Origin of the sequence: Alistipes communis (genome assembly GCF_006542665.1) — a bacterium.
Taxonomy (GTDB): domain Bacteria; phylum Bacteroidota; class Bacteroidia; order Bacteroidales; family Rikenellaceae; genus Alistipes; species Alistipes communis.
The window spans coordinates 1,915,364-1,939,316 of sequence record NZ_AP019735.1 but is presented as its reverse complement, the minus strand read 5'-3'; the positions used below and the strand labels follow the sequence as shown (position 1 = coordinate 1,939,316).

The following is a 23,953-nucleotide window of genomic DNA, read 5'->3' as shown; positions in this document are numbered from 1 at the left end:
TCGACAGTTATATTATATTCATGATATTACAATAATAAATAATCTGTTACCTACGAGAAAAAATATTACAATAATTTCTTTTATTCAAGTTTATTTTTATAACTTTATAGCACAAACCTTAAAACTTAATACTATGAAAAAGAAACTTCAACAGAACAAAGAGGTCGTCTCTATTCTTGATCGAAACTCGATGTGTCAATGACGAAAGCCGGAGTAAATACGACGATTTATGACCCAACTAACAGATGTGAGTCCCTTAAATGCGCAGTTCTTACGGAAAAACTTTGTCCTGCGTCAAGGAGCCTATGTGTGCATCTGTAGATCCCGATTTATGCGTGGATCTCTTGATGCAAATTGTCCGACAGTTTTGGAAACAGCATGTGATTGCCCGACACAGACGCAAGAAGAGACCGATTGTATTGTCTTAGAGACTCATGGAGCGGACTGTGATACCCAATTTTGTGGAACTGTATCAATTTTATATACGTGTTCGTGTTAATTAAATGAGAATCGTTCGGAGAATAGGATCAATTTAATATTTTGATTCTTTTCTTTTACAAAGTCAAGCCTGCAATACTGCCTCGCATTTTACTATGCCACAAGTTTCTCAGCACAAAAACCGGATTGAAAACATTTTCGATCATCTCTTGTGTAAATCCGATTCATTATCAGGGATTGGTCTCTATTCGGGAGCTTTCGGCCGCCTGCTGTTTCTGGCCCACTACCTCCAATACCATCCCGAAGAGAACAACGGTTGTTTCGATCGTTATGCGGAGCAATGCTTCGATGCGATCTGCTCGAAGCCGGCCATCCATACCTACTGCAACGGAATGGCCGGGGTATTGGAGTGTCTGCGGCACCTCACGCGGAGCGGCCGGTTGGAAGTCGATTATTCGGAGATCGAAGAACAATATAAACCACACTTGCTTCAATGTCTGCAACGGGATTTCGCCCGTGACGGAGACTACGACCTGCTGCATGGCGCAATGGGCGTAGCGTATCATTTCCGTGAAGATGAAACATTCGCGGCGGAAACCGCCCGTTGGTTGCACCGCACGGCTATTTGCGACGGCGATCGGCTTAAGTGGCAATCTACGCTGTCTCCCGTAGAAAAAGGTATAAGAGGTTACAACATCTGTCTTTCGCATGGCATATCGGGAATCGTATTGGTCCTTTGCGCGCTCGCACGACACCATCCTGCGAATACGGAAATTACGGAACTGCTGCGAGGAGCCGTTCGCTATATCCTTGCTCAGGAGTACGATGATCCTGAAGTGTGCGGGTGTCATTTCCCGAGTACATCGCAGGAGTCGCAACCGCAGCGACAGGCGAGCCGTCTGGCATGGTGCTACGGCGATTTGGGCGTGGCGGTCGCTTTGTGGAACGCGGGGAAGGTGTTGGACGACGAAACGCTGAAAACAAAGACCCATGAAGTGATACTTCATGCCGCAGGCCGCCGTACACTGCGTGAGACGATGGCCTACGATGCCGGCCTGTGTCACGGCAGCGCAGGCGTGGCGATGATCTTCCACTACATGTATCGACAGACGGGCGATGAACGGTTACGCGCGGCCTGTGATTTCTGGCACGAACAGACGTTGGCACATGCCCGATGGGAAGACGGCATCGCCGGTTACAAATTCTTTTTTCCTTCGGAACAGCCGGAGTGGCGTACCGACCTGTCATTGCTTTCAGGCGTGACGGGCGTCGGTCTGTGGCTGCTGTCGATGCAGCATGAAGCGGACGATTCCGCAGCGTTCGACTGGACCGAACTGTTTTTTATGCTTTAATCTATGGCCAAGATCAAATTGCGGGCGTTCCCGACTTTCGTACTGCGCACGCCGCTCTTTCCGCTTTCGGCGCTCGACAATCCCGAACGGACGATGCAGCAGCCCTGCTTCCGCGAAGCGCTCTACCTCGCCTCGCCCGATCTCTATACCTTCACCGGCGACAAGACGGAGGATGCGGAGGAGAAGGGCGACGCGGCGGCTCTGAAATACTTCCTGCGCGCCTGCTCGCGCTGTACGCCCTTCGGTCTCTTTGCCGGCTGCTCGACGGGGCGCTTCGGCTCCTCGACGCAGATCGCCGTTGCGGAGCCTATCGCCGCACGGCGTACTACACGGCTCGACATGCAGTACCTCTGCGCGCTGATCCAGCGGATCGAACGGCACGGAGCGGTCCGCCGGCAGCTCCGCCTCTTCCCGAACGATACGCTCTACGAGATCGCCGGACAGTACCGCTACATCGAGTATTTCCACCGGGGCAAGAAGACGGAGCATCAGATGGCTTCGGTCGAGATCACTCCCGAACTGACGGCCGTGTTTGCGCTGGCGCGCGACGGCGCGACGTTCGACACGCTGGCCGGAAGCCTCGTCGACGACGAGATCACACGCGAGGAGGCCGAAGCCTACATCGACGAACTGATCGCCTCCTCCCTGCTTACTACGGAGCTGGCTCCGGCTATCGTCGGCGATGACATCCTCACGACGCTCATCCGTAAGTTGCAACGCTTCGGCGACACGGAATACGCCCCGACGCTGGCGTGCGTGCAGGAGCGGCTCGCAGCCATCGACGCCCGTCCGCCCGGCATGACACAGGAGGAATACGCGAAGATCGAACGGCTCATCGAACCGCTGGGCGTTCCCTACGACGTCAAGTTTCTCTTTCAGGCCGACCTGTTCCGTCCTGCGCAGGCACAGCTTTCGACCGGCGTGCTGACCGATCTGAAAGAGTACGTCGATTTCGTCGGCAGTATTTCGGGCACCTACCAGAACGGTAATCTGCAAGCCTTCCAGCAGGCGTTCGTGCAGCGTTATGAAACCGAGGAGGTGCCGCTGATGCTGGCGTTGGACAACGAGCTGGGCTTGGGGTATCCCTATGCGCAGGGCAGCCACAACGACGTGAATCCCGTCATCGACGGTATCGTGCCGTCGTATGGCGCGCAGGGCGGACAAACGGGCGGTTACAGCGCAACGGACGTGCTGCTGCTCAAAAAATACATCGAGGCGATGAAGCGGGACGCCGAAGAGATCACGATCGACGAAAAGGATTTCCCGAACCGCCGACCCGAGGCGATCGTCTACCCCGACACGATCCCCGTCATGTTCAACCTGCTGCGCGACGATGCCGACGGGCGGTCGATCTACCTCAAATCCGTCGGGTCGAACGGCGGCGCGAACCTGCTGGGGCGCTTCTGCCATACCGACGCCTCCATCGACGCGCTGGTGCGCGAGGTAGCCGACTACGAACGGCAGGCCAACGAGGGGAAAATCATTGCGGAGGTCGCCCACATCACCGAAGCGCGCATCGGCAATATTTCGTCGCGTCCCGTGTTCCGCGATTACGTCATCGACTACCTCTCGAACCTCGACGAGACGCTTGCCGAGCGCATTCCGGCCTCCGACCTGATCCTGTCGGTGCGCAAGGGGCGTTTCTACCTGCGGTCGAAGCGATTCGACAAAGAGGTCATCCCCCGTCTGACCTGTGCGCACAACTATTCGCTCAGCCCCATTCCGATGTATCGTTTTCTAGCCGACATGCAGAGCCTGCAACGAACGCAGGGTTTCGGCTTCGCCGTCGGATCGCTCTTCTCGACGCTCGACTATATGCCGCGCATCCGTTACAAGAACATCGTTCTTTCCCGCCGGCGGTGGAAGCTCAATTACGACGACGTGAAGGCGTTCTCGGCATACCGTACCGAAGAGCATCGCAAAGCGTTCGCCGGCTACATGGCCGAACGGCGGCTGCCGCGACGGGTCGTGCATCCGATGGGCGACAACGAACTGTTGCTCGATCTGCACGACGACCGATGTGTCCGGCTACTGTTTTCACTGCTCAGAAAATATAAGACGGTATCGGTCGAGGAATTCCTCTTCGATACGGAACATGCCGTCGTACATGATGAGCAGGCGAACGGATATACCAACGAAATGATCGTTATTCTACACAAGTAATGCTATGGAACGGATTTTCATTCCCGGCAGTCGGTGGCTGTTCTTCAAACTCTATACGGGAACACAGAGTGCCGACATCCTGCTGACCCGACATATCAGCCCTTTCGTGCGGCGGTTGCGCGAAAGCGGTGCGATCGACGATTTCTTCTTCATCCGCTACACCGATCCGCTGTTCCATCTGCGCCTGCGCCTGCATCTTCCCGATACATCGCGTTACGGCGAAGTGTTCGGGGCATTCTACGAGACGTTCCAGCCTTGCGTGGAAAGCCGCCTCGTGACGACGATCGCCTGCGACACTTATGTTCGCGAAATAGAGCGCTATTGTGAGGAGACAATGGTGCAGACAGAACGGTTATTTTGCATCGATAGCGAATGTATTGTCCGAATAATGCAGACTTTACAGCAGAAATTTCTGTTCGGAACATACCCTCGTGAAGAAATTAGATGGCGTATCGGATTACTCTTAATAGACGATCTATTAGAGGTTTTCAATCTATCATTGCCTGAAAAAGAAAAATTCATGACCGATGCGGCAACAGCGTTCAAAACGGAATTTGGTTTTACCGTTCATCGGGCGACTAAACAACTGAACGATAAGTATAGATTATTGCGAAACGATCTATACAAAGTCCTACAAACTCGATTGCAAGATGAATTTCCTAATTCGATATTAGAAATACGAAAGCAACAGTTCCGACAACTCTCATTTGAGATTAAACAGTCAGTTCCCGATGCGTATTTCCCTGTCTATCTTCGAAGTTTAACACATATGACGATGAACCGCCTATTCCGGTCGCAGAATCGTCTTTGCGAAATGATGATATATGAATATTTGAGTAGAAGTTATGCAGCTTTAAGGAATAGACAATAAACAGAAAAGTCCCAATAGGGACTTTTCTGTTTATTGTCTTGATACTGATGTTATCCGATACATGTATCTTTCGAAGCTGCACAATAGCAGCCATCATTCGTTGCGCAATAGAGATCTGAGAAATCACAGATATCCGTTTCGGGTTGGCAACCCTCGGATGGATTTGGACAAACTTCGGTCTGCTCAATGCAAGGATCGGAAATACACCCTTTAGATGGACATGCAAATGTCGCACATGCTATTGTATTATCCGTACAAACGTCTGTCCATCCTGTAGGACAATCTGTCTTTTGTGTTCTGATAATAACAGTCCCTGTATTAATACCAGTGCCAGCTCCACCTTTAGTCAAATTGTTCATCTGGTTTCTATCCAAGATAGAAACGATCTCTTTTTTGAGTTGCAGTTTCTTTTTCATGGTAGTAAAGTTTTAGGTTAGACACTCAAATATACAATATTTTGTTTGTATTATCAAAATAATTATCGAAATTTTTCTATATTTGAGAGTGCTAAAAGTTCTTTGCGTGCTTATGAGGGGATTTTTTCTTGTATTGGGATATTTGATCGGAGGAGGTCTGTCGTATGGATTCGCCCAGCCGTCGTACTATGCGAACCCGTTCATTGAGCAGATCGAGCATTACCCGCAGGAGAAGCTTCATGTATCGACGGACAAGGATTCGTATATCGCGGGGGATACGATCTGGCTTCGCGCGCACTGCGCCGATGCGGCGACGCACCGTCCCGTTGCCGCGAGCCGCTACGTCTACGTGGAGCTTCGCGACGACCGCGGGTCGCTGGTGCGGCGGATCAAACTCCTGTCGCGCGACAGCGTGTACAGCGGCTACCTTCCCACGCAGTCATTGGAACGCTTCGGGGACTACTCGCTTACGGCCTATACGCTCTACATGCGCAATCCGGGGCCGGAGTACTTCTTCAAGAAGCCGCTCACGATCCGGCCCTATCGGGAGAGCCGCAGGACGCAGCGCAACACCTCGGTGCGCAAAGTCTCGGACTTCGACGTCTCGTTCTTCCCCGAAGGGGGCTACCTGATCGACGGCTACGACTGCTGCGTGGCCTTCAAGGCACTGGGAGACGACGGCGGGTCGGTCGAGGTCGCGGGCGTGGTGAAGAATGACCGCGAGGAGGTGGTCGACACGCTTCGCACGCTTCACGGCGGCATGGGCTCTCTGCGCTTCACAGCCCACACGGGTGAACGCTACTACGCCGAATGCACGATGGAGGGCGGAAAGACCGAACGCTTCGACCTGCCCGCATCGAACAATCTCGCCTGCGTGCTTCGCGTATTGCAGACCGAACGGGACTTTACGGTGATGGTGCAGTCGGGTCGTCCTCTGCCGAAGGGGTTGCGGCTGCTCGTCCATTGCCGCGGCAATCTGTGCTACTTCCGAGAGTGGAACGACGATCTTCCGTCGCTGATCTTCAAGCGCGACAAGCTGCCGGGCGGGGTGCTGCAAATTCTGCTGCTGGACAAGGCGGGCAACGCGCTCTCCGAGCGTCTGGTCTTCAATCGGGGCGAAGAACTTGCGACGACCGACATGCAGGTGCGGGGTTCGTTGAAACAGCGGACGAAGGTCACGCTCGCCGTCTCGGCGACCGATCCCGACGGAGGTCCTGCCGCGGGCGACTTCTCGATCGCGGTGACGGATCGTGCGGCGGTGCCCTCGGCGATGTCGGGCAGCATCTATTCGACGCTGCTGCTCACTTCCGAACTGCGGGGTACGATCGAGACGCCCGACTGGTACTTCGAGGGGCGGGACGCCGCACGGGTCGCGGCGCTCGACGCACTGCTGCTCACGCAGGGATGGCGGCGCTACGACGTGCCGGCCGCGGTACGGGGCGAGTATGCGACGCCGGCCTACCCGCTCGAAGTCGGGCAGGAGATCGCGGGGCGGATCAACAAGGGCGGACTGTGGAACAGGAAGAAGAAGCTCGACCGCTACGAGATGCGGATGATCGCGCCGCGGTGGCACTACTCGTTGCAGGCGCCGATCGACAAGGAGGGACGGTTCGCGCTCAACGGCTTCGACTTCCCCGACAGCACGCTCTACGTGCTGCGTCCCGCAGCAGCGAAAGGGCTGCTGCCGGAGGCAACGGTGAAGGTCGCGCGCGATTCGTTTCCCGAGGTGGGGACGCTGCCCCGCGTGCCGGAAACGGATGCGGCGAGTCCCTACCTCGCCCAGGCACGGCACTACATCGAGCAGCGAGGACAGACCGATATGAGAAACATCCTCATCGACACGGTGTATGTCACGCATCACAAACGCCTCGAATCCACACGGCCCGAGCATCGGCTGGCGGCGCATACATGGGATATGCAACAAATAAAAGAAATGGGCGCATATAGTATAATGGAATTCGTCCAGCGTATGCCGGGAATGAATTTCATCGGAGGCAGATTGTCATATCATGGAGCGAATGTCTCTTTTATGATAGATGGAGTACTCGATAATACAACAACGCCTCATAGTGCAGATGCGGATTTTCAAGCAGGATCGACCATCGGGCAGCTAATCGTTACGGGAACGAAAAAGAAATCGATGACGGAGATTGCTTTGGAACGAGGAGGATTGGAACCCGATAAAAATTTGACCATGCCAATATGTACTACATGGCCGATGGAATGGATTTCACGCATTGATCTAATCGCCGGAGGGAATATGTTTTTATGGGGCGTTTTCGATGGAGCTATCGTCTCGATTACGACCAAAACGGGAGATGAATTGGATCAAGCATTGGCGGTTGCGCCAGCTATTGACGTGAGTATAGCTTCACCGTTAGGTTATCAAACCCCTGCGGAGTTTTATGCTCCGGCATACGCGACGGAGAAGGCCCGTCGCTCGATGGCTCCCGACTACCGCACGACGCTCTACTGGAACCCTTCGGTTGAATTCGACGAGACGGGTCGTGCCACCGTCGAGTTCTACACCTCCGACGCACCGGCCGATTACGACATCTCTATCGAAGGCGTCACGCAAAATGGCAAGATCATCCAGCTGAAAAAGTTCGGACTGACAGCGGATTCTCGCTGAAAAATGCTATCTTTGGACTATGTTTCCCTCCTACCTGCAACCCGACTCGATGGACTGCGGTCCGGCGTGCCTGCGCATCATTTCGAAGTTCTACGGCAAGAACTACTCGATGCTCACGCTGCGCGACCGCTGCTACATGTCACGCGAGGGAGTATCGCTGCTTGACCTGAGCGATGCCGCCGAGTCTCTGGGCTTCCGCACGACGGGTATCAGCACCACGTGGGAGGTGTTCCGCGACGAGGTTCCGCTGCCGTGCATCGTCTACTGGAACAGCAAACACTACGTCGTCGTCTATAAAATCCGCAAACGCCGCGGCAAGTGGTGGGTCTACGTTTCGGATCCAGCCGTGGGATTGTTGAAGTACGACGAGGAGAAATTCCTGCGGGGGTGGCTCAAAACGCAGGTCTACGACGACGAGACGGACGAAAGCCGAGCAGGAAAACAGGGCGTGATCCTGCTGCTGGAACCCACTCCGCGCTTCTACGAGTCTCCGGGCGAGGAGAACACGCAGTTGAAATTCAGCTACCTGCTGCAATACCTCAAACCCTACAAGTCCTACTTCGTACAACTGGTGCTTGCGATGCTCGTGGCCAGTGGTCTGAACCTGATCCTGCCTTTCCTGACGCAATCCATCGTCGACGTGGGTATCGGTACGGGCAACCTGAATTTCGTGGTGATGATCCTCATCGCGCAGGTGGCCCTGACGCTCGGACAATTCGCCAACAACCTGATCCGGCAGTGGCTGTCGCTGCACATGACCACACGCATCAGCATCTCCTACATTTCGGATTTTCTGTGCAAGCTCATGCGGCTTCCGATCGCCTATTTCGATGCGAAGAAGAGCGGCGACATCCTGCAACGCATCGGCGACTACGGTCGCGTGCAGTCGTTCCTCACGGGAACACTGCTGAGCATGGCCGTCGCCATTCTGACCTTCATCGTCTATACGTGCGTCATGGCCGGTTACAGCGCGACGATCCTGCTGGTGTTCCTCGGCGGCAGCATCCTCTACGCGCTGTGGGTGCTTCTGTTTATGAAATACCGCCGCAAGCTGGACTACATGCGTTTTCAGGAGTCGTCGGAGAACCAAAGCACCATGATCCAGCTTATCGGCGGGATGCAGGACATCAAGCTCAACTCATGCGAGCGTCAGAAACGCTGGGAGTGGGAACGCATCCAGGCACGTCTGTTCAAGATCAGCATCAAGAGCCTTACTTTGGGCCAGACGCAGGAGGTCGGGGCATTGTTCATCTCGCAGACGAAGAACATCGTCGTGTCGTTTCTGGCCGTGAGCGCCGTTATCAAGGGCGACATGACGCTCGGTATGATGATGGCCATGCAGTATATCCTCGGGCAGTTGAACGGCCCGCTTTCGCAGTTCATTTCGTTCATGCAGGCCACGCAGGACGCCAAGATTTCGCTGGAGCGTCTGGGTGAGATCTACGACCGTCCGGACGAGGAGCCGGACGACGAGCCGCGTATCCGCACGATTCCCGACTCGGCGCCGCTGGAGTTCCGCGACGTGGTGTTCCACTACGAAGGCCCCAACTCCGAACGCGCGCTGGACGGAGTGTCGCTGACGATCCCCGTGCGCAAGGTGACGGCCATCGTCGGGGCGTCGGGCAGCGGCAAGACGACGATGCTCAAGCTGCTGCTGGGCTTCTACCGCCCCACGCAGGGCGAGGTGCTACTCGACGGCCGGCCGCTCGGACAGTACAGCGAAAGCTGCTGGCGCCGCGACTGCGGCGTGGTGATGCAGGAGGCGACGATCTTTGCCGACACCATCGCCCGCAATATCGGCGTCGTGGACGAACAGCCCGACATGGAGCGTGTGCGGCGTGCGGCGCGCATGGCCAACATCGACGAGTGGATCGAGTCGCTGCCGATGCGCTACGACACGAAGATCGGACTGGACGGCCACGGCCTGAGCACGGGACAGCGGCAGCGTCTGTTCATCGCGCGCGCGGCGTACAAGGATGCGAAATACCTCTTTCTGGACGAGGCGACCAACTCGCTGGATGCGGCCAACGAACGCTCGATCATGGAGAAGCTGCAATCTTTCTTCGAGGGGCGCACGGTGGTCGTCGTGGCGCACCGCCTGTCGACGGTGATGAATGCCGACAACATCGTGGTGCTCGACCGGGGCCGCATCGTCGAGCAGGGCACGCACAAGGAGCTGACGGCGCGCCGTGGCCACTACTACAATCTGGTTAGAAACCAACTCGAATTGGGAAACTGATATGCCGCTTTACGACCGTACATACAGCGAAGAGGCCGACGAGATCATCGGCACGATGCCGTCGTGGATCGTGCGCTGGGGCATCACGCTGATCTTCGTTCTGCTGGCGCTGCTGTTTCTGGGGTGTTACTTCATCCGCTACCCTCAGACGGTCACGGGGACGATCACGCTTACGACCGTTCCTCCGCCGGTCGACGTGACGGCGCCGCATACCGGCATCGCCGAGGCGGTCGCGACCGAGGGTCAAACCGTCGCAAAGGGCGACGTGCTCGTTCTTTACGCCACACGGGACGAGTACCGCGAGGTGCAGCATCTGGAAAAGAGCCTGTGGCTGCCGACCGACGAGACCCTGCCCGACGATCTGCGCTTCTCCTATGCCGCCTACCGCGCCAATGGCAGCGAGGCGACCCTGCAACAGCTCACGTCGGCGATCGCTCAGTGGAAGGCGCAGCACGTCGTCGAGGCTCCGGCCGACGGGCGTGTGACACTGCTCAACAGCGGTCCGTACCGACGTCAGACGACAGCCGGCGAGTTGCTGGCGAGCATCCTGCCCGCGGCCGAGACGGAGGTCGTCGGCCGGCTTCATCTGCCGGCCGCGTCACGCGGGGATGTGGAGCCGGGGCAGAAGGTCAACGTGAAGCTCAACGGCTTTCCCTACATGGAGTTCGGCATCCTGCGCGGTGTCGTGCGGACGATTTCCGCCGTTCCGGACGGTACGCAGGGCTATATCGTCACCGTCGCCTTTCCCGACGCGCTGCGCACGTCGTACAAGAAGGAGCTTCCGCTCATTCACGGCATGGACGGCACGGCCGAGATCATCACCAAAGAGATGCGGCTCATCGAACATTTCATCCAGCCCGTCAGGGCGCTTTACGATAAGAACGCCGAATAACGCACCGCCTCGTTTTCACTTCCGGATACCGTCCCTCGGTATCCGTTTTTTGTGTTCTCAGAGATCCGGACGGCCCTGAACGGCCTCGGGCGGCCAGCGGTACGATTCCCCTTTGTCCTCCGATATATTTGCGACGGATGCCCTGCGAGACATCCGAAGTGAATTATCAATCAATCATCATCAATCATTATGGAAAAGGAAAAGAATCAAGCGCCGGAGGAGCCTCGGTGGCCCGACTACAAAGAGACGCTTCTGGCGCGCCATCCCGGAACGGGCGAGGTGCAGGTCGTTTCGGACTTGCGCGAACGCGGCAACCGTTACGAGGTGCATACCGTGGAGCCACTGACAAAGAACGCGCCGTCGTTTTTCGAGGTCGCGAAGAGCGGTGCGGTGGCGGCCTTCATCCGCAGCTTCAAGTCGCAGTCGGACAAAGCCGTCGACTTCCAGTTTCTGAAAGTACCCTTCAACGCCGTGCAGGATGTGGTCAACGACCTGCTTCGCCTGACGCAAAACCCCAACGACGAGAAGGGGCTGAAGGCGCTGTACGATCATCGTGTGGATACGATGCAACTCGAACGGGTGAAGTACGACCATGCGGAGATTCCGCGAGCCGCACTGCGGGAGCTGGGCATCGACTTCGATGCGCTGACGCCGCAAACACGTGAGGCGATGCGTATGGGTCTTCCCGTCGAAGAGCTGGTTCCGGTGACTGCGGAGGTCATGCCCGGGATCAAGGTGTCGGGAATGTTCTCGCCGCGCTTCTACCGCGACCATAACAACGAGCTGAAGGTGACCCTCGACGCACCGCTCGCCGTGCCGGAGTACGAGCATGAAGAGTACAAAATGATGTTCTCCACGCAGGAGAAGGCCGCGCTGGAGCGTGGCGGCACGCTGGAACGCCTGATAAAGCACAAAGACCCGCTGACGGGAGAGGAGGAGTGGTGCTTCGTGGGCAAGAACGCCGCGACGAACCGCCTCGTCTTCCAGCCCAAGCGCGAAGTTGCCGCCGCTATCTGCAACGACATACGGAGAAGATCTGCCGCCTGCAACGCGACTACGAACTGTGCCGGCGCATCCTGCGCATTATCGACGGCGAGACGTTCTCGCTCGAAGAGATGGATGAGTGCCGCATCGAGATCATGCACCGGTATCCGCAGTACGAAGTCCCGATAACCGTCTGCACGGGTTTGGTGTTCATGGCCGAAGCCATACGGAAGTCGTTCGGCGGAAAGTATGTGCGTTACCTGCGCAAATATCCGATCCGGCTGGATTTCGGAACAGGCAAGATTTTCGAGATCGCACCCGACGATTCCATACGTCACATTCCGAAATGACAAGGAGAAGGACAAATCGTCCTCCTCCTTCTTGTCGTCTATCGTCGCACGTCGACGAAATTCGCTTCGAGCAGTTCGAGGATCGCCGATTGCGGATAGAGAATCTTACCTCCGATGGTCGTATAGGGAATCAGCCGGTTGTCGCGGTAATTCTGCAAACTGCGGGGGCAGAGGTCGAAAATCATACGCACCTCTTCACTTGTCAGGTACGTTTCCGAACGAATCGAAGGCCGTAGCTCGGCGAGCAGTCCGTCGAGTCGTTCGATCGCTTGGAGGAGGTTCTTGCACAATGCCGTAAATTCGGGCGACGTGCGCAGGATGATGCCGTCGTTCATCGCTTTTCTGCCGGAATGAAGTTCGCTTGTAAAATCCGGGCGATGTCCGCCTCGCGGAAGACGATCCTGTTGCCCAGCGAGGAGTAAGGGATAACCCCTGTGGTGCGGTAATGCTGCAAGGCGCGTTTGGAAAGACTCAACGCTTTGCAGACCTCGTCGGAGGTCATTCACCACGCAGAGGCGGAAGGCATACATCGGGCGTGATAGGCGGCGATGCGTTCGAGAAGGCGGTCGACGAGCGCCCGCAGTTCGTTGCAGGCTCCCGTCTCGATGAGCATGTAATCCATAAGATTCGATTTAAGTTCGACACAATTCGATGACCGTAACGACGTGCGATGTCCGTTTATGCGCTACGGCCGCTCGTGGCCTTCGCTGACCGTTCGATTTACAGATCCATCGCTTTGGCTACGGTCTGCATGTCCCGCATAATGGATGAATCGAGGATTCGGGCATAATGGCGGGTCATGTTCGTATTGGAGTGTCCCAGCATCTTGGCCACATTGTAGAGCGTCGCCCCGCTTGCCAGAATGAGTGTAGCGAACGTATGACGAGCCGTGTGCGTCGAAAGGCGTTTGCGAATACCGCATATATCGGCCAACTCTTTCAGATAGGCGTTCATCTTCGCGTTCGACGGCACGGGAAGCAGCTTGCCTCTCGCCCTGCACGTTTCATCCCGCTCGTATTTCCGCAGCAGTGCGATCGGATGCGGTAGCAGCGGCACACGACTCATTACCGCCGTCTTTTCCCTCGGCTTGTGGATCCACTGCGTCCCGTCCTCGTCGGTCGTGATATGCTCCCTGCGCAGGTGATCCACATCCGTAAAGGCCAGCCCCGTCAGGCAGCAGAACGAGAACACGTCGCGGATGCGGGCCAGCCGGTCGTTCGGCAGCGGCTTGTGGATAAGCGTTTCGAGCTCCTCTTTCGTCAGCGGAACCTTGACGTTCGTCCGATCCACCTTCATCTTGTAGTAGCGGAACGGATTCTTTTCCAGCCACTCGTTCCGTATCGCATAGAGGATAAAGTTTTTCAGACAGCACAGCAGGTTCACGGCGCCGTTGTTCTTGCAGTTATGCGCCGTCTGCATGAACGTATTCAATCCGTCGATATATGCATAGTCGATCGCATCCAGCGGCAGGTCGTCTTTCCTGTACTGTTCTCTCATGTATTCGGTCATATAACGCAGCAGACGGTGGTATTTGTTCGCCGTGAGTTGCGTAAGGCGGATACCCACCTCCCTTTGCCGTTTGTCGCAGTATTTCGAAAACTCGACAAGGAACATCCGCGAACTCGCTGCCGCATGTTCCAATCGGTGCTTGATGGCGAAGCAGTCCGGAGTCTTGCCCTCCTTAATAAGGCTATCCGTAGGCAGCGAGGATGTTTGTGCGGTAAGTAGCGAGAATCCCGTTGATCTGCGTAGAAACGGGGTCTCGCAACATGCAACGTTCCAAACGCTGGTTCCAATGCTCCGGTTCGATCCGGCACTGGGTATAAATCTCCGTCGACCGGCCGGAGGTCGTGATACGGGCATAGATCGGCGCTGTGCCCTTCTTCGTGAGTTTCGTCTTCTTGCAGAAGAAGACCACGCTGAATGTCGTGCGTTTCATAATGCTGCTTGGGTTGGATCGGTTAAACGTATGCAGCATAGAGATTATTGGACGCAAAACAATGTAATTCAACGCATTGATCGTAAATCGTGACCTATTTTCGGTTCGAGCGAAACAGGTCACGATTTCGGTCCGGGCAACCTGCTTTTTTATACGCTCGAATACATCGCCTAAAAAACGAAAAAACCTTACATATCGCTGATACATAAGGTTTTTTGCTTCGCATTACTCTTTATTTCAAGAACTTCGAGGGTGGAAGATGGGACTCGAACCCACGACCTTCGGAACCACAATCCGTCACTCTAACCGACTGAGCTACATCCACCGTTTCGACCGCAAAGCCGGAACTTCACGAATCGGTGTGCAAATGTAATACGTTTTTTTGGTCTGTGCAAGGATTTCGCCCGAAAATTATTCGAACCGGCGACGGGCGTTTCGGGAAAAGAGCGTCGGGTTCCGGCGTGTACAGGAACCCGCGGAGCCGACGGAATCGATTTCCGACGGAACGATTCGCGAAGCAGGCTTCTTTCGCCAAAACATCCCGACGATGTTCCGTGTCGACCGTCCGGCGTCGCCGAACGCTGCCAGCAGGAAAACCCCGCCCCATGCGGCGGACGGTCGCTCGCCGGCATTCGCCGGTAGCTCGGCCGTTCGGCGGACAGCACACCCACGTTCGGCGCATCTATCGAATGGATCAGGGGAACTTTCGCGGAGACGCATCTCGCAAAACGAAGCAAGCGAGTTTCCCTTCGCTCCTCGTTTTCCGCCTCTACGACTGCACCCCGGACGTCGTGCTCCGGCAGAACCGAACCGGTCGTTTGTTTCTGGCCCTGCTTTTCCGACTTCGGCTGCGCCGAAGCCCGCCGCTCGGCAATGTTCGAATAAATTCGACATTGCCCCCGCTTATTCGTATCTTTGACTTCGTCTCAGATACTTCGTCTCGGCATAATCAAGCCGGCGCTTGCTTCTGCCCTCACTTATTCGTATCTTTGCACGCAACACACACCTCATCGAAGATGAAACGTTTCGGTATCTCGTCGCTGCTCCTGCTCGCCTCGCTGCTCCGTCCCGCAGCGACCGACGCACAGATCTACGCGAAACTCAACGGCCTCTACGCACTCGTAGGAGTCGTCAACCCTGCCGTAGAGTTCCGGTTGACCGACCACTCCGCCTTCCAGACGGAGTTCGTCTATTCGCCGTGGAAATCGATCAACGTCGACGGGCAGAGCAAACCGATGCACTTCGGCATCTTCCTGAACGAATACCGCTACTACTTCCGCGGTTATGCCCGGGGCTGGTACGTGGGCGGCAATGCGGGCATGATGGCTTTCCGCATGTCGAAACCCTACATCGAGAACTGGGGCATCCACCTCGAAAACCGTTACAGCAAAGGCTACGGATTCATGTTCGGTGCTTGTGCGGGCTACGAACGGATTTTCCGCAAGCGGTGGGTCTTCGACGTGTTTTTCGGCTGGTCGTGGATGACGAGCTTCTACAACGGCTACGACCTCGACGGCCGCACGCAGATGGAGCCGCACCGCCCCGTACAACCGCTGCACCCCGATCCCTTCAACGGTTCGTCGGAGTGGTATCCCAACAAGATCGGCATCTCGATCGGCATCCGTATCTACGATCCCGAGCTGCACAGGCAGCGAAGCGAAACCCGACGTCTGCGCAAGGCGGCCCGCAGCGCCGCATCGTACGGGAAAACGCCGGCCGCCGACCGCGGTTCTCGAATGTCGCGTCCCGTACCGGCCGCGTCCGGAAGCGTGTCAAAATGACAGCCCCGATCTGCCAAAAAGGGCACCGCGTCTGCCAAAATCCGTTTGGCATATCAATTGTTGGAATCCCCCACCGAAAACAGAAAAACGGATCGGTGCGGCCATGCGGACGTACGGCTGCCGCCCCGAACCGCAACAGAGAGAATTTTTCAACGAATGTCAAACCAAAAATAGTTGAACTATGAACGTAAAACCTTTATCGGACAGAGTGCTCATTCTCCCGAATCCCGCCGAGGAGAAGACCGCGGGCGGACTTATCATTCCCGACACCGCGAAAGAAAAACCGCTGGCAGGCAAAGTCGTGGCCGTAGGCCCCGGTACGTCGGAGGTCAAGATGGAGGTCAAGGTCGGCGACGAGGTACTCTACGGCAAGTATGCCGGGACGGAGATCAATGTCGACGGCACGGACTACCTCATCATGAAACAGTCGGATATTCTGGCAACGTTGTAATTTCACCGATTCGTAAAACACATCAAATTCCGTAAAAGCTATGGCAAAAGAGATCAAATATAACGTAGAGGCACGCGAGATGCTCAAAGAGGGTGTCGACGCGCTGTCGAACGCCGTGAAGGTCACGCTCGGCCCCAAAGGCCGCAACGTCATCATCGACAAGAAGTTCGGTGCTCCGCAAATCACCAAGGACGGCGTGACCGTCGCCAAGGAGGTCGAGTTGGAGGATGCGATCGCCAACATGGGTGCGCAGATGGTGCGCGAGGTGGCGTCGAAGACCAACGACAACGCCGGCGACGGCACGACCACCGCGACCGTTCTGGCACAGGCGCTCATCGGCGTGGGACTGAAAAACGTGACGGCCGGCGCCAATCCGATGGACCTCAAACGCGGTATCGACAAGGCGGTGGCCAAGGTGGTCGAATCGCTGCGCGAGCAGAGCCAGGTGGTAGGAAGCGACATCGCCAAGATCGAGCAGGTGGCGTCCATTTCAGCCAACAATGACCCCAACATCGGCAAACTGATCGCCGAAGCGATGTCGAAGGTCAACAAGGAGGGCGTCATCACGGTCGAGGAGGCCAAAGGCACCGACACCCATGTGGACGTGGTCGAGGGTATGCAGTTCGACCGCGGCTATATTTCGGCCTATTTCATCACCGACCCCGAAAAGATGGAGGCCCAGCTGGACAAGCCCTATATCCTGATTACCGACAAGAAGATCTCGACAATGAAGGAGCTCATGGGCGTCTTGGAACCGGTAGCCCAGAGCGGCCGCTCGCTGCTGATCGTCGCCGAGGATGTCGACGGCGAGGCGCTGTCGGCACTCGTGGTCAATAAGCTGCGCGGCACGTTGAAGATCGCCGCCTGCAAGGCCCCGGGCTTCGGCGACCGTCGCAAGGAGATGCTCGAAGACATCGCCGTACTGACTGGCGCGACGGTGATCTCGACCGACAAGGGCATGAAGATCGAGGACGCCGACCTCTCGATGCTGGGTACGGCCGAGAAGGTGACGCTCAACAAGGAGAACACGACGATCGTCGACGGCGCAGGTGCCAAGGATGCCATTGCAGCCCGCGTAGCGCAGATCCGCGCCGGCATCGACGCCGCGACGTCGGACTACGACAAGGAGAAGTTGCAGGAGCGTCTGGCCAAACTGGCCGGCGGCGTGGCCGTGCTCTATGTCGGCGCCGCGACCGAAGTCGAGATGAAGGAGAAGAAGGACCGCGTGGAGGATGCGCTGGCCGCGACGCGTGCAGCCGTCGAAGAGGGCATCGTCCCGGGCGGCGGCGTGGCCTACCTGCGTGCCACGGAGGTGCTCGCCAACATGAAGGGCGCCAACGAGGACGAGACCACCGGTATCCAGATCGTGAAACGCGCGATCGAGGAACCGCTGCGCCAGATCGTCGAGAACGCCGGCGGCGAGGGTTCGGTCGTCGTGAACAAGGTCAAGGAGGGCAAGGGAGCCTTCGGTTACAACGCCCGCGACGACAAATACGTCGACATGTTCGAGGCCGGTATCATCGACCCGACGAAGGTGTCGCGCGTAGCACTGGAAAATGCAGCGTCGATCGCGTCGATGTTCCTCACCACCGAGTGCGTACTCGCGGAGAAGAAGTCGGAGCAGCCCGCCATGCCTGCGATGCCCGCAGGGGGCATGGGCGGCATGATGTAAGCCGATCCGCAGAAACGACAGAGCAGCGCCGCCGGAATAGTTCCGGCGGCGCTGTCGCGTTCAGAGCATTGCACGAGGAACCAGATTATCGGGACGATGCAGCTCTCTGCACTTTTCGCAAGGCGGAGGCTGCGGCGCGCTGCACGCAACGATGATTATTTGTTTGCGTCCGCACATGGCAGGCCTCCGGCCTGCGGGATCGCACTGCGAAAATAGCGGAAGCAGTGACGGCAGCGGCGCGAGCGCCCGGAGCGGGCGTGCAAAACAGCGCAGTCTTTTGTGCCCGCTCAGCGAGCGCGGATGGCGGCACCTGCTACTTTTCGCCGTGCTTGATCTTTTGGTGCTTTTGGATCAAGCCAAAAGCACAGAAAAAAAGTGAAATCGATTCTCTCTTTCTTTGGGAAAGTTCCGTACCTCTGATTGGGTGTTTCCTGCGAGGAGCGGATTTACCACCTTTTGTCACCAAAAGGTGGCGCCAAAAGTGTCCGCAGGGCGAAAAAGTCGGGGAACGGCCGACGGCTTGCGCCTAAAACGCTACGCGGACGAGCTCGCGCCCGCGTTTTCGACGGCGCAGCCTCCGCCCGTTCTTCTTCCCGATTTTTCGCAATGCGGAGTCTGTTGTGCGCTGCACGCAACGATGATTTATTCCGAATAATTCCTCTATACTCATTCAGCAGGCCGGAGGCCTGCCCGATCGCACTGCAAAACGAACGGGGTGGAGCACAATCGTACCCCACCCCTCATCGTATCGTCGGGAATCCCTTATTTCAGCGTCGACCGGAACTCGTAACGGCCCGAACCGAGGCGCACGAGCGTATAGCCGTCGTCCCAGCCCGCAACTTTCAGATCGCTGCGGCCGTCGAGTGCGCGGCCCGACTCGGTCACCTTGTCGGCAGCAGCCGACGGGACATAGACCTCGGCGGTAGTGTTGGCCGGAATCTCGACCGTCAGCGTCAGCGCGTCGCCCTCCTTCGTCCAACCGCTCGACGCCAGGCCGTAGGGCGTCCGCTGCTCGGCCTTCATCGAAGTGAAGTGATCGTTCAGGTAGGGTTTGATCCGGATTTCACGGAAGCCCGGAGCAGCCTCCTGCAAACCGGCGGCCCAACGATAGAGCCAGTCGCCGATCGCACCGTAGGCATAGTGGTTGAACGACACCATGCTGTTCGAGTTGACCATACCGTTGGGAAGCATACTGTTCCAACGCTCCCAGATGGTGGTCGCACCCATCGAAATGGGATAGAGCCACGAAGGGATCTTCTTGTTGAGCAGCAGCTCGTAGGCGACGTCCTCGTAACCGAAGCGGGTCAACACTTCGCAGATATAGGGCGTACCGAGGAAGCCGGTAGTGATATGCCCGTAACGATTCACGTTATCGACCAGACGTTTGGCCGCACCGGCGCGCTGCGCCTCGGGCAGCAGGTCGAACATCAGCGCCAACGTGTAGGCCGTCTGCGTATCCGACACGAGCATTCCGTTGGGCGTCACGTATTCGTTGCGGAAGGCATCGACCGCACGCTTGTGCAGCGCTTCGTATTTCGCCGCATCCTCCGTTCGGCCCAGCAGGCGTGCCGTGCGCACCACCAGATCGAGCGAATGGGCGTAGAAGCACTGCTGGATGAAGGGTCGGATCGTCACCGCCGACCGGCCGTCCTTGTCATCGGCATAACTGAAAAATACCCAGTCGCCGTAGCTGTTCCCCTTGCTCCACAAGTCGTTCTCGGTCTGCGAGGTGATGTAGTCCACCCATTTCTTCATGCTGGGGTACTGGCGTTCGAGCATCCGCAGGTCGCCGTAAGCCATGTAGTGCTGCCACGGAATGATCGTGGCCACGTCGCCCCAACCGGCCGAAATACGGCTGCGGTGCGTCACGGGGTAGACGCCGTTGACCGCGCCGTCGGCATACTGCTCGGCGGCCACGTCGGCCATCCACTTGTTGAAGAAGGTCTGCACGTCGCGGTTGAACGTCGCCGTGCGGAAGAAGACCTGCGCGTCGCCCGTCCAGCCCAGACGCTCGTCGCGCTGCGGGCAGTCGGTCGGAATATCGACGAAGTTGTCGAGCATCCCCCACTTGATATTCGACTGCAACCGGTTGATGAGCGAGTCGGACGAAACGAACGTACCGTTCTCGGGCGTCGCCGAGCTGATCGCCTCGGCGACGAAATCCTCGGGGTTCAGCTCGCCGTCGATTCCCTCGACCTTGATGTAGCGGAAGCCGTAGAAGGCGAACCGGGGCGCGAGCCACTCCTCGCCCTCCCCCGAAAGGATATAGGTACTCAACGCCTTGGCCTTACGCAGGTTGCGGGTGAAGAATTCGCCCTTTTCAAGAATCTCGGAGTGGTAGATGCGCACCGTGTCGCCGCGCTGGCCGCGCAGACGCACGCGCTCGCGCCCCGATATGTTCTGGCCGAAGTCGATCACGCGGGCTCCCGACGGGGTCGTGAAGATCTTGACGGGTTTGAAGGTTTCGATTACCCGCACGGCCGGGCTGACGCTGGCCGTCAGGTTGTCGAGCGAGGTGTCGGCCACCTGCACCGAAGCCCACGACGCATCGTCGAACGACGGGGTGTCCCACCCCTTCTGACGCCGGTTCAGATCGATCGTCTCGCCGTCGTAGAGGTTGCCGTAGCTCACTTCGCCCGTCGAGGCGCGCCACGTGTCGTCGGTAGCGATCACCTCCTTCGTACCGTCCTTGTAGCGGAGAACGATCTGCGCCAGCAGGCCGTACTTGTCGCCGTAGTTGAACTCGCGGCTCCACGGCAGTTTCGACAACCACCACCCCTTGGCCACGGTAACGCCGATGGCATTGTCGCCCCTGACCACCAGCGGCGTGATGTCGTAAGCCTGATATTGCAGCCGCTTCTTGTAGGCCGTCCAGCCCGGCGTCAGCAGGTCGTCGCTCACACGGTGCCCGTTGACGCTCGCCTCGTAAATGCCGTGGGCGGTCACATAGACGGTCGCCTCGGCCACGGGTTTCGTCACACGGAACGTGCGGCGGAACATCGCAGCGAGGTCGTCGCTCACGGCCGGCTCGATCCAGCGTGCCTGCCACTCCCCGACGTCGAACAGCCCCGTACGCCAGAAGGCCGGACGGCTCCACGCCGAAGCCTTGCCGCGATCGTCCCACACGCGCACCTGCCACGTGTAACGGGTATCCGACGTCAGCGGCGTGCCGTCGTAAAAGACGCCGGCCGACTCCGCCGAAGCCACTTTGCCCGTCCGCCAGACGGTACGCCCGCCGGACTTGACGCGGATCTCGTAGGCGCTCTGCGTCACGCCGCGGCGCGACGCATCGCTCACCTCCCAGCTCAACAGCGGACGGCGCTCCCCGATCCCCACGGGGTCGGTCAGATGCTCGGTGCGAAGCTGCGACACGGAGAGTTGCGCCGAAGCGCTCCACGCCGTGACGACCGTCGCAAGAAACAGCAGAAGAAATCTTTTCATGGTCGATAGTTTTAAAGTTTGGAATTACATGCTTCGTTTGAAACGCAAGTTAGCCATTTTCCGTCATGGGTGAAATATACATTTTGACATTTCGATAACGAATTTTGACACTCGACCGGCCGGTGCCTGCGCGCGAACGCCTACCCGTACCCGATCGGACATTGCAGACGAACGGCATTCCGCACATTCGATCTCTGCCTTTGCGCACGACCCCGTCCGCCCGGCGACACCGCTCCGCGATGCCGGAAGTTCGCCGCCGCCCCATGCGGCGGACTGCAATGCGCCCCTGCTCGCGCACTACCTGACGCCGGCGCCGAACCGCCGGGAAGCCCCTCGCCGACCGCAGTCCGAGAAACAGGATACGTCAGCCTGCCGTAAAGGTCGGCATCGCCCGCCTGCGGATAAAACAGAAACGCCCCCGACTTATCCGTCGGGAGCGTTCTCCTAAATCCGGCAGGAAAAGGGCTATTTCTCCTCTTCCTCCTTGGCAGCCATCTGCGCTTTCAGCTCGGCCAGCCCGGCGATGTCGCCCAGCGTGGTCTTCTCGACCGAAGCGTTGATCTTCTTCACCACCGACTTGTTTGCATCGGCGGCAGCCTTCTTCTCGGCCTTCTCGGCAGCATACTCGGCACGCTTCGCATCTTCGAACGTACGGCTGTGCGACAGCGTGATGCGCTTGGTGGCCTTCGAGAATTCGAGCACCTTGAAGGGCAGCTTCTCGCCGACCTTGGCCGTCGTGCCGTCCTCCTTGACGAGATGTTTCATCGGGCAGAAGCCTTCGATCGAATCGGTCAGCGAAACGATCGCGCCCTTGTCGACCAGTTCGGTAACGGTTCCCTCGTGGATCGAATCGATCGAGAACTGTCCCTCGAACTCGTTCCACGGATTCTCTTCGAGCTGCTTGTGACCCAGCGACAAGCGACGGTTCTCCTTGTCGATTTCGAGCACCACGACCTCCAAGTCGGCGCCGATCTGGGTGAACTCACCCGGATGCTTGACCTTCTTGGTCCACGACAGGTCGGAGATATGCACCAGGCCGTCGATGCCCTCCTCGATTTCGACGAAGACGCCGAAGTTGGTGAAGTTGCGCACCTTGGCCACGCAGCGCGTACCGACAGGGTACTTCTGCTCGATATCGGCCCACGGATCGGTCGTAAGCTGCTTGATGCCCAGCGACATCTTGCGCTCTGCGCGGTCGAGCGTCAGGATGACGGCCTCGACCTCGTCGCCGACCTTCATGAACTCCTGCGCCGAACGCAGGTGCTGGCTCCACGACATCTCCGACACGTGGATCAGGCCCTCTACGCCCGGAGCGATCTCGACGAACGCACCGTAATCGGCCATGACGACCACCTTGCCCTTGACCTTGTCGCCGACTTTGAGGTCGGGATCGAGCGCCTCCCACGGGTGCGGAGTGAGCTGTTTGAGACCCAGCGCGATACGCTTCTTGGCCTCGTCGAAGTCGAGGATCACGACCTTGAGCTTCTGATCGAGCTGCACGATCTCCTCGGGATGGTTCACACGACCCCACGACAGGTCGGTGATGTGAATCAGGCCGTCCACGCCGCCCAGGTCGATGAACACGCCGTAGGAGGTGATGTTCTTGACCGTACCTTCGAGGATCTGGCCCTTTTCGAGCTTCGACATGATGATCTGCTTCTGAGCCTCCAACTCGGCCTCGATGAGCGCCTTGTGCGAAACGACCACGTTGCGGAACTCCTGGTTGATCTTCACCACCTTGAACTCCATGGTCTTGTCTACATATACGTCGTAGTCGCGAATGGGCTTCACGTCGATCTGCGAACCGGGCAGGAACGCCTCGATGCCGAACACGTCGACGATCATACCGCCCTTCGTGCGGCACTTGATGTAACCCTTGATGATCTCGTCGTTGGCCAGCGCCTCGTTGACGCGATCCCACGATTTGAGCTGACGCGCCTTCTTGTGCGAAAGCGACAGCTGGCCGTTCTTGTCCTCGGCCGACTCCACGTAGACCTCGACCTTCTCGCCTACGGCCAGTTCGGGGTTGTAGCGGAATTCGGAAACGGGAATGACGCCCTCGCTCTTGTAGCCGATGTTGACGACAACCTCGCGCTTGCCGATACTCATGACCGTGCCCTCGACCACCTCGCCGACGGCGACGTTCGACAGCGTCTTGTCGTAAGCGGCGGCGATCTCCTCCTTAGGCTGGGAATAGACGCCCAGATCGTTCTCGAACGCGTTCCAGTCGAAGTTCTCGTTCGTGACTACAGTTTTGTTCTCTTCCATAACGGAAACAGTGTTTGCGATACAATCGCTCGTTAAATGGTTAATACTCGTACGTTACCCGCAC

17 protein-coding genes and 1 tRNA gene are annotated in these 23,953 nt (G+C 57.6%); 10 read left to right on the top strand and 8 right to left on the bottom strand.

Annotation, left to right across the window (positions count from 1 at the left end):
* Nucleotides 1-593: 593 nt before the first annotated feature.
* From FMF02_RS08005 to FMF02_RS07995, 3 genes are read left to right on the top strand one after another with little or no spacing between them, the layout of a single operon-like run.
* Nucleotides 594-1,790: a lanthionine synthetase C family protein gene (locus FMF02_RS08005; protein WP_141412751.1), complete on the top strand. Its 1,197-nt coding sequence runs from the start codon at nucleotides 594-596 to the stop codon at nucleotides 1,788-1,790.
* A gap of 3 nt (nucleotides 1,791-1,793) precedes the next feature.
* The gene (locus FMF02_RS08000) at nucleotides 1,794-3,953 is read left to right on the top strand and encodes a lantibiotic dehydratase family protein (RefSeq protein ID WP_141412750.1); all 2,160 of its coding nucleotides are present in this window, start codon (nucleotides 1,794-1,796) and stop codon (nucleotides 3,951-3,953) included.
* Nucleotides 3,954-3,957: 4 nt separating this feature from the next.
* Nucleotides 3,958-4,824 (top strand): thiopeptide-type bacteriocin biosynthesis protein, encoded by an 867-nt coding sequence (locus FMF02_RS07995; RefSeq protein ID WP_141412749.1) that lies wholly within the window; start codon nucleotides 3,958-3,960, stop codon nucleotides 4,822-4,824.
* Nucleotides 4,825-4,874: 50 nt separating this feature from the next.
* On the opposite strand, the gene FMF02_RS07990 is transcribed toward FMF02_RS07995, so the two are convergent.
* Nucleotides 4,875-5,240 (bottom strand): hypothetical protein, encoded by a 366-nt coding sequence (locus tag FMF02_RS07990; RefSeq protein ID WP_141412748.1) that lies wholly within the window; start codon nucleotides 5,238-5,240, stop codon nucleotides 4,875-4,877.
* A 112-nt stretch (nucleotides 5,241-5,352) separates the two neighbouring features.
* On the opposite strand from FMF02_RS07990, the gene FMF02_RS07985 reads away from it, so the two are divergent.
* The 4 genes from FMF02_RS07985 (at nucleotide 5,353) to FMF02_RS07970 (ending at nucleotide 12,176) form a co-directional block, all read left to right on the top strand.
* Nucleotides 5,353-7,872, top strand: a complete 2,520-nt coding sequence (locus tag FMF02_RS07985; RefSeq protein WP_141412747.1) for a hypothetical protein — start codon at nucleotides 5,353-5,355, stop codon at nucleotides 7,870-7,872.
* A 19-nt stretch (nucleotides 7,873-7,891) separates the two neighbouring features.
* The gene (locus FMF02_RS07980; RefSeq protein WP_141412746.1) at nucleotides 7,892-10,111 is read left to right on the top strand and encodes a peptidase domain-containing ABC transporter; all 2,220 of its coding nucleotides are present in this window, start codon (nucleotides 7,892-7,894) and stop codon (nucleotides 10,109-10,111) included.
* Between the two features lies 1 nt (nucleotide 10,112).
* Nucleotides 10,113-11,003: a beta-barrel domain-containing protein gene (locus tag FMF02_RS07975; protein ID WP_141412745.1), complete on the top strand. Its 891-nt coding sequence runs from the start codon at nucleotides 10,113-10,115 to the stop codon at nucleotides 11,001-11,003.
* 189 nt (nucleotides 11,004-11,192) lie between these two features.
* Entirely contained in the window at nucleotides 11,193-12,176 is a 984-nt protein-coding gene (locus FMF02_RS07970) for a hypothetical protein (protein ID WP_141412744.1), read from the top strand.
* Nucleotides 12,177-12,375: 199 nt separating this feature from the next.
* Here the strand turns inward: FMF02_RS07970 and FMF02_RS07960 are convergent, their stop codons facing one another.
* From FMF02_RS07960 to FMF02_RS07945, 5 genes are all read right to left on the bottom strand, one after another.
* On the bottom strand, nucleotides 12,376-12,672 hold the full coding sequence (locus tag FMF02_RS07960; RefSeq protein ID WP_141412742.1) for a helix-turn-helix domain-containing protein: 297 nt from the start codon (nucleotides 12,670-12,672) through the stop codon (nucleotides 12,376-12,378).
* A complete protein-coding gene (locus FMF02_RS13810; RefSeq protein WP_141412741.1) occupies nucleotides 12,669-12,839 on the bottom strand; it encodes a helix-turn-helix domain-containing protein in 171 nt (56 codons plus the stop codon). Before FMF02_RS13810 ends, FMF02_RS07960 begins: the two co-directional genes overlap by 4 nt.
* Before the next feature lie 218 nt (nucleotides 12,840-13,057).
* A complete protein-coding gene (locus FMF02_RS07950; protein WP_317129819.1) occupies nucleotides 13,058-13,951 on the bottom strand; it encodes a site-specific integrase in 894 nt (297 codons plus the stop codon).
* Nucleotides 13,952-14,027: 76 nt separating this feature from the next.
* On the bottom strand, nucleotides 14,028-14,276 hold the full coding sequence (locus FMF02_RS14020; protein ID WP_317129818.1) for an Arm DNA-binding domain-containing protein: 249 nt from the start codon (nucleotides 14,274-14,276) through the stop codon (nucleotides 14,028-14,030).
* Between the two features lie 250 nt (nucleotides 14,277-14,526).
* Nucleotides 14,527-14,602, bottom strand: a tRNA-His gene (locus FMF02_RS07945).
* A gap of 690 nt (nucleotides 14,603-15,292) precedes the next feature.
* Here FMF02_RS07945 and FMF02_RS07940 point away from each other — a divergent pair.
* The 3 genes from FMF02_RS07940 (at nucleotide 15,293) to groL (ending at nucleotide 18,180) form a co-directional block, all read left to right on the top strand.
* Nucleotides 15,293-16,057 (top strand): DUF3575 domain-containing protein, encoded by a 765-nt coding sequence (locus FMF02_RS07940; RefSeq protein ID WP_141412740.1) that lies wholly within the window; start codon nucleotides 15,293-15,295, stop codon nucleotides 16,055-16,057.
* A 181-nt stretch (nucleotides 16,058-16,238) separates the two neighbouring features.
* The gene (locus FMF02_RS07935) at nucleotides 16,239-16,508 is read left to right on the top strand and encodes a co-chaperone GroES (protein WP_026074868.1); all 270 of its coding nucleotides are present in this window, start codon (nucleotides 16,239-16,241) and stop codon (nucleotides 16,506-16,508) included.
* Nucleotides 16,509-16,548: 40 nt separating this feature from the next.
* Entirely contained in the window at nucleotides 16,549-18,180 is a 1,632-nt protein-coding gene (groL, locus tag FMF02_RS07930; protein ID WP_019130288.1) for a chaperonin GroEL, read from the top strand.
* 762 nt (nucleotides 18,181-18,942) lie between these two features.
* Here groL and FMF02_RS07925 read toward each other — a convergent pair.
* Nucleotides 18,943-21,621 (bottom strand): alpha-L-rhamnosidase, encoded by a 2,679-nt coding sequence (locus tag FMF02_RS07925; protein WP_141412738.1) that lies wholly within the window; start codon nucleotides 21,619-21,621, stop codon nucleotides 18,943-18,945.
* Between the two features lie 465 nt (nucleotides 21,622-22,086).
* A complete protein-coding gene (rpsA, locus tag FMF02_RS07920) occupies nucleotides 22,087-23,889 on the bottom strand; it encodes a 30S ribosomal protein S1 (RefSeq protein WP_019130290.1) in 1,803 nt (600 codons plus the stop codon).
* Nucleotides 23,890-23,953: the final 64 nt, after the last annotated feature.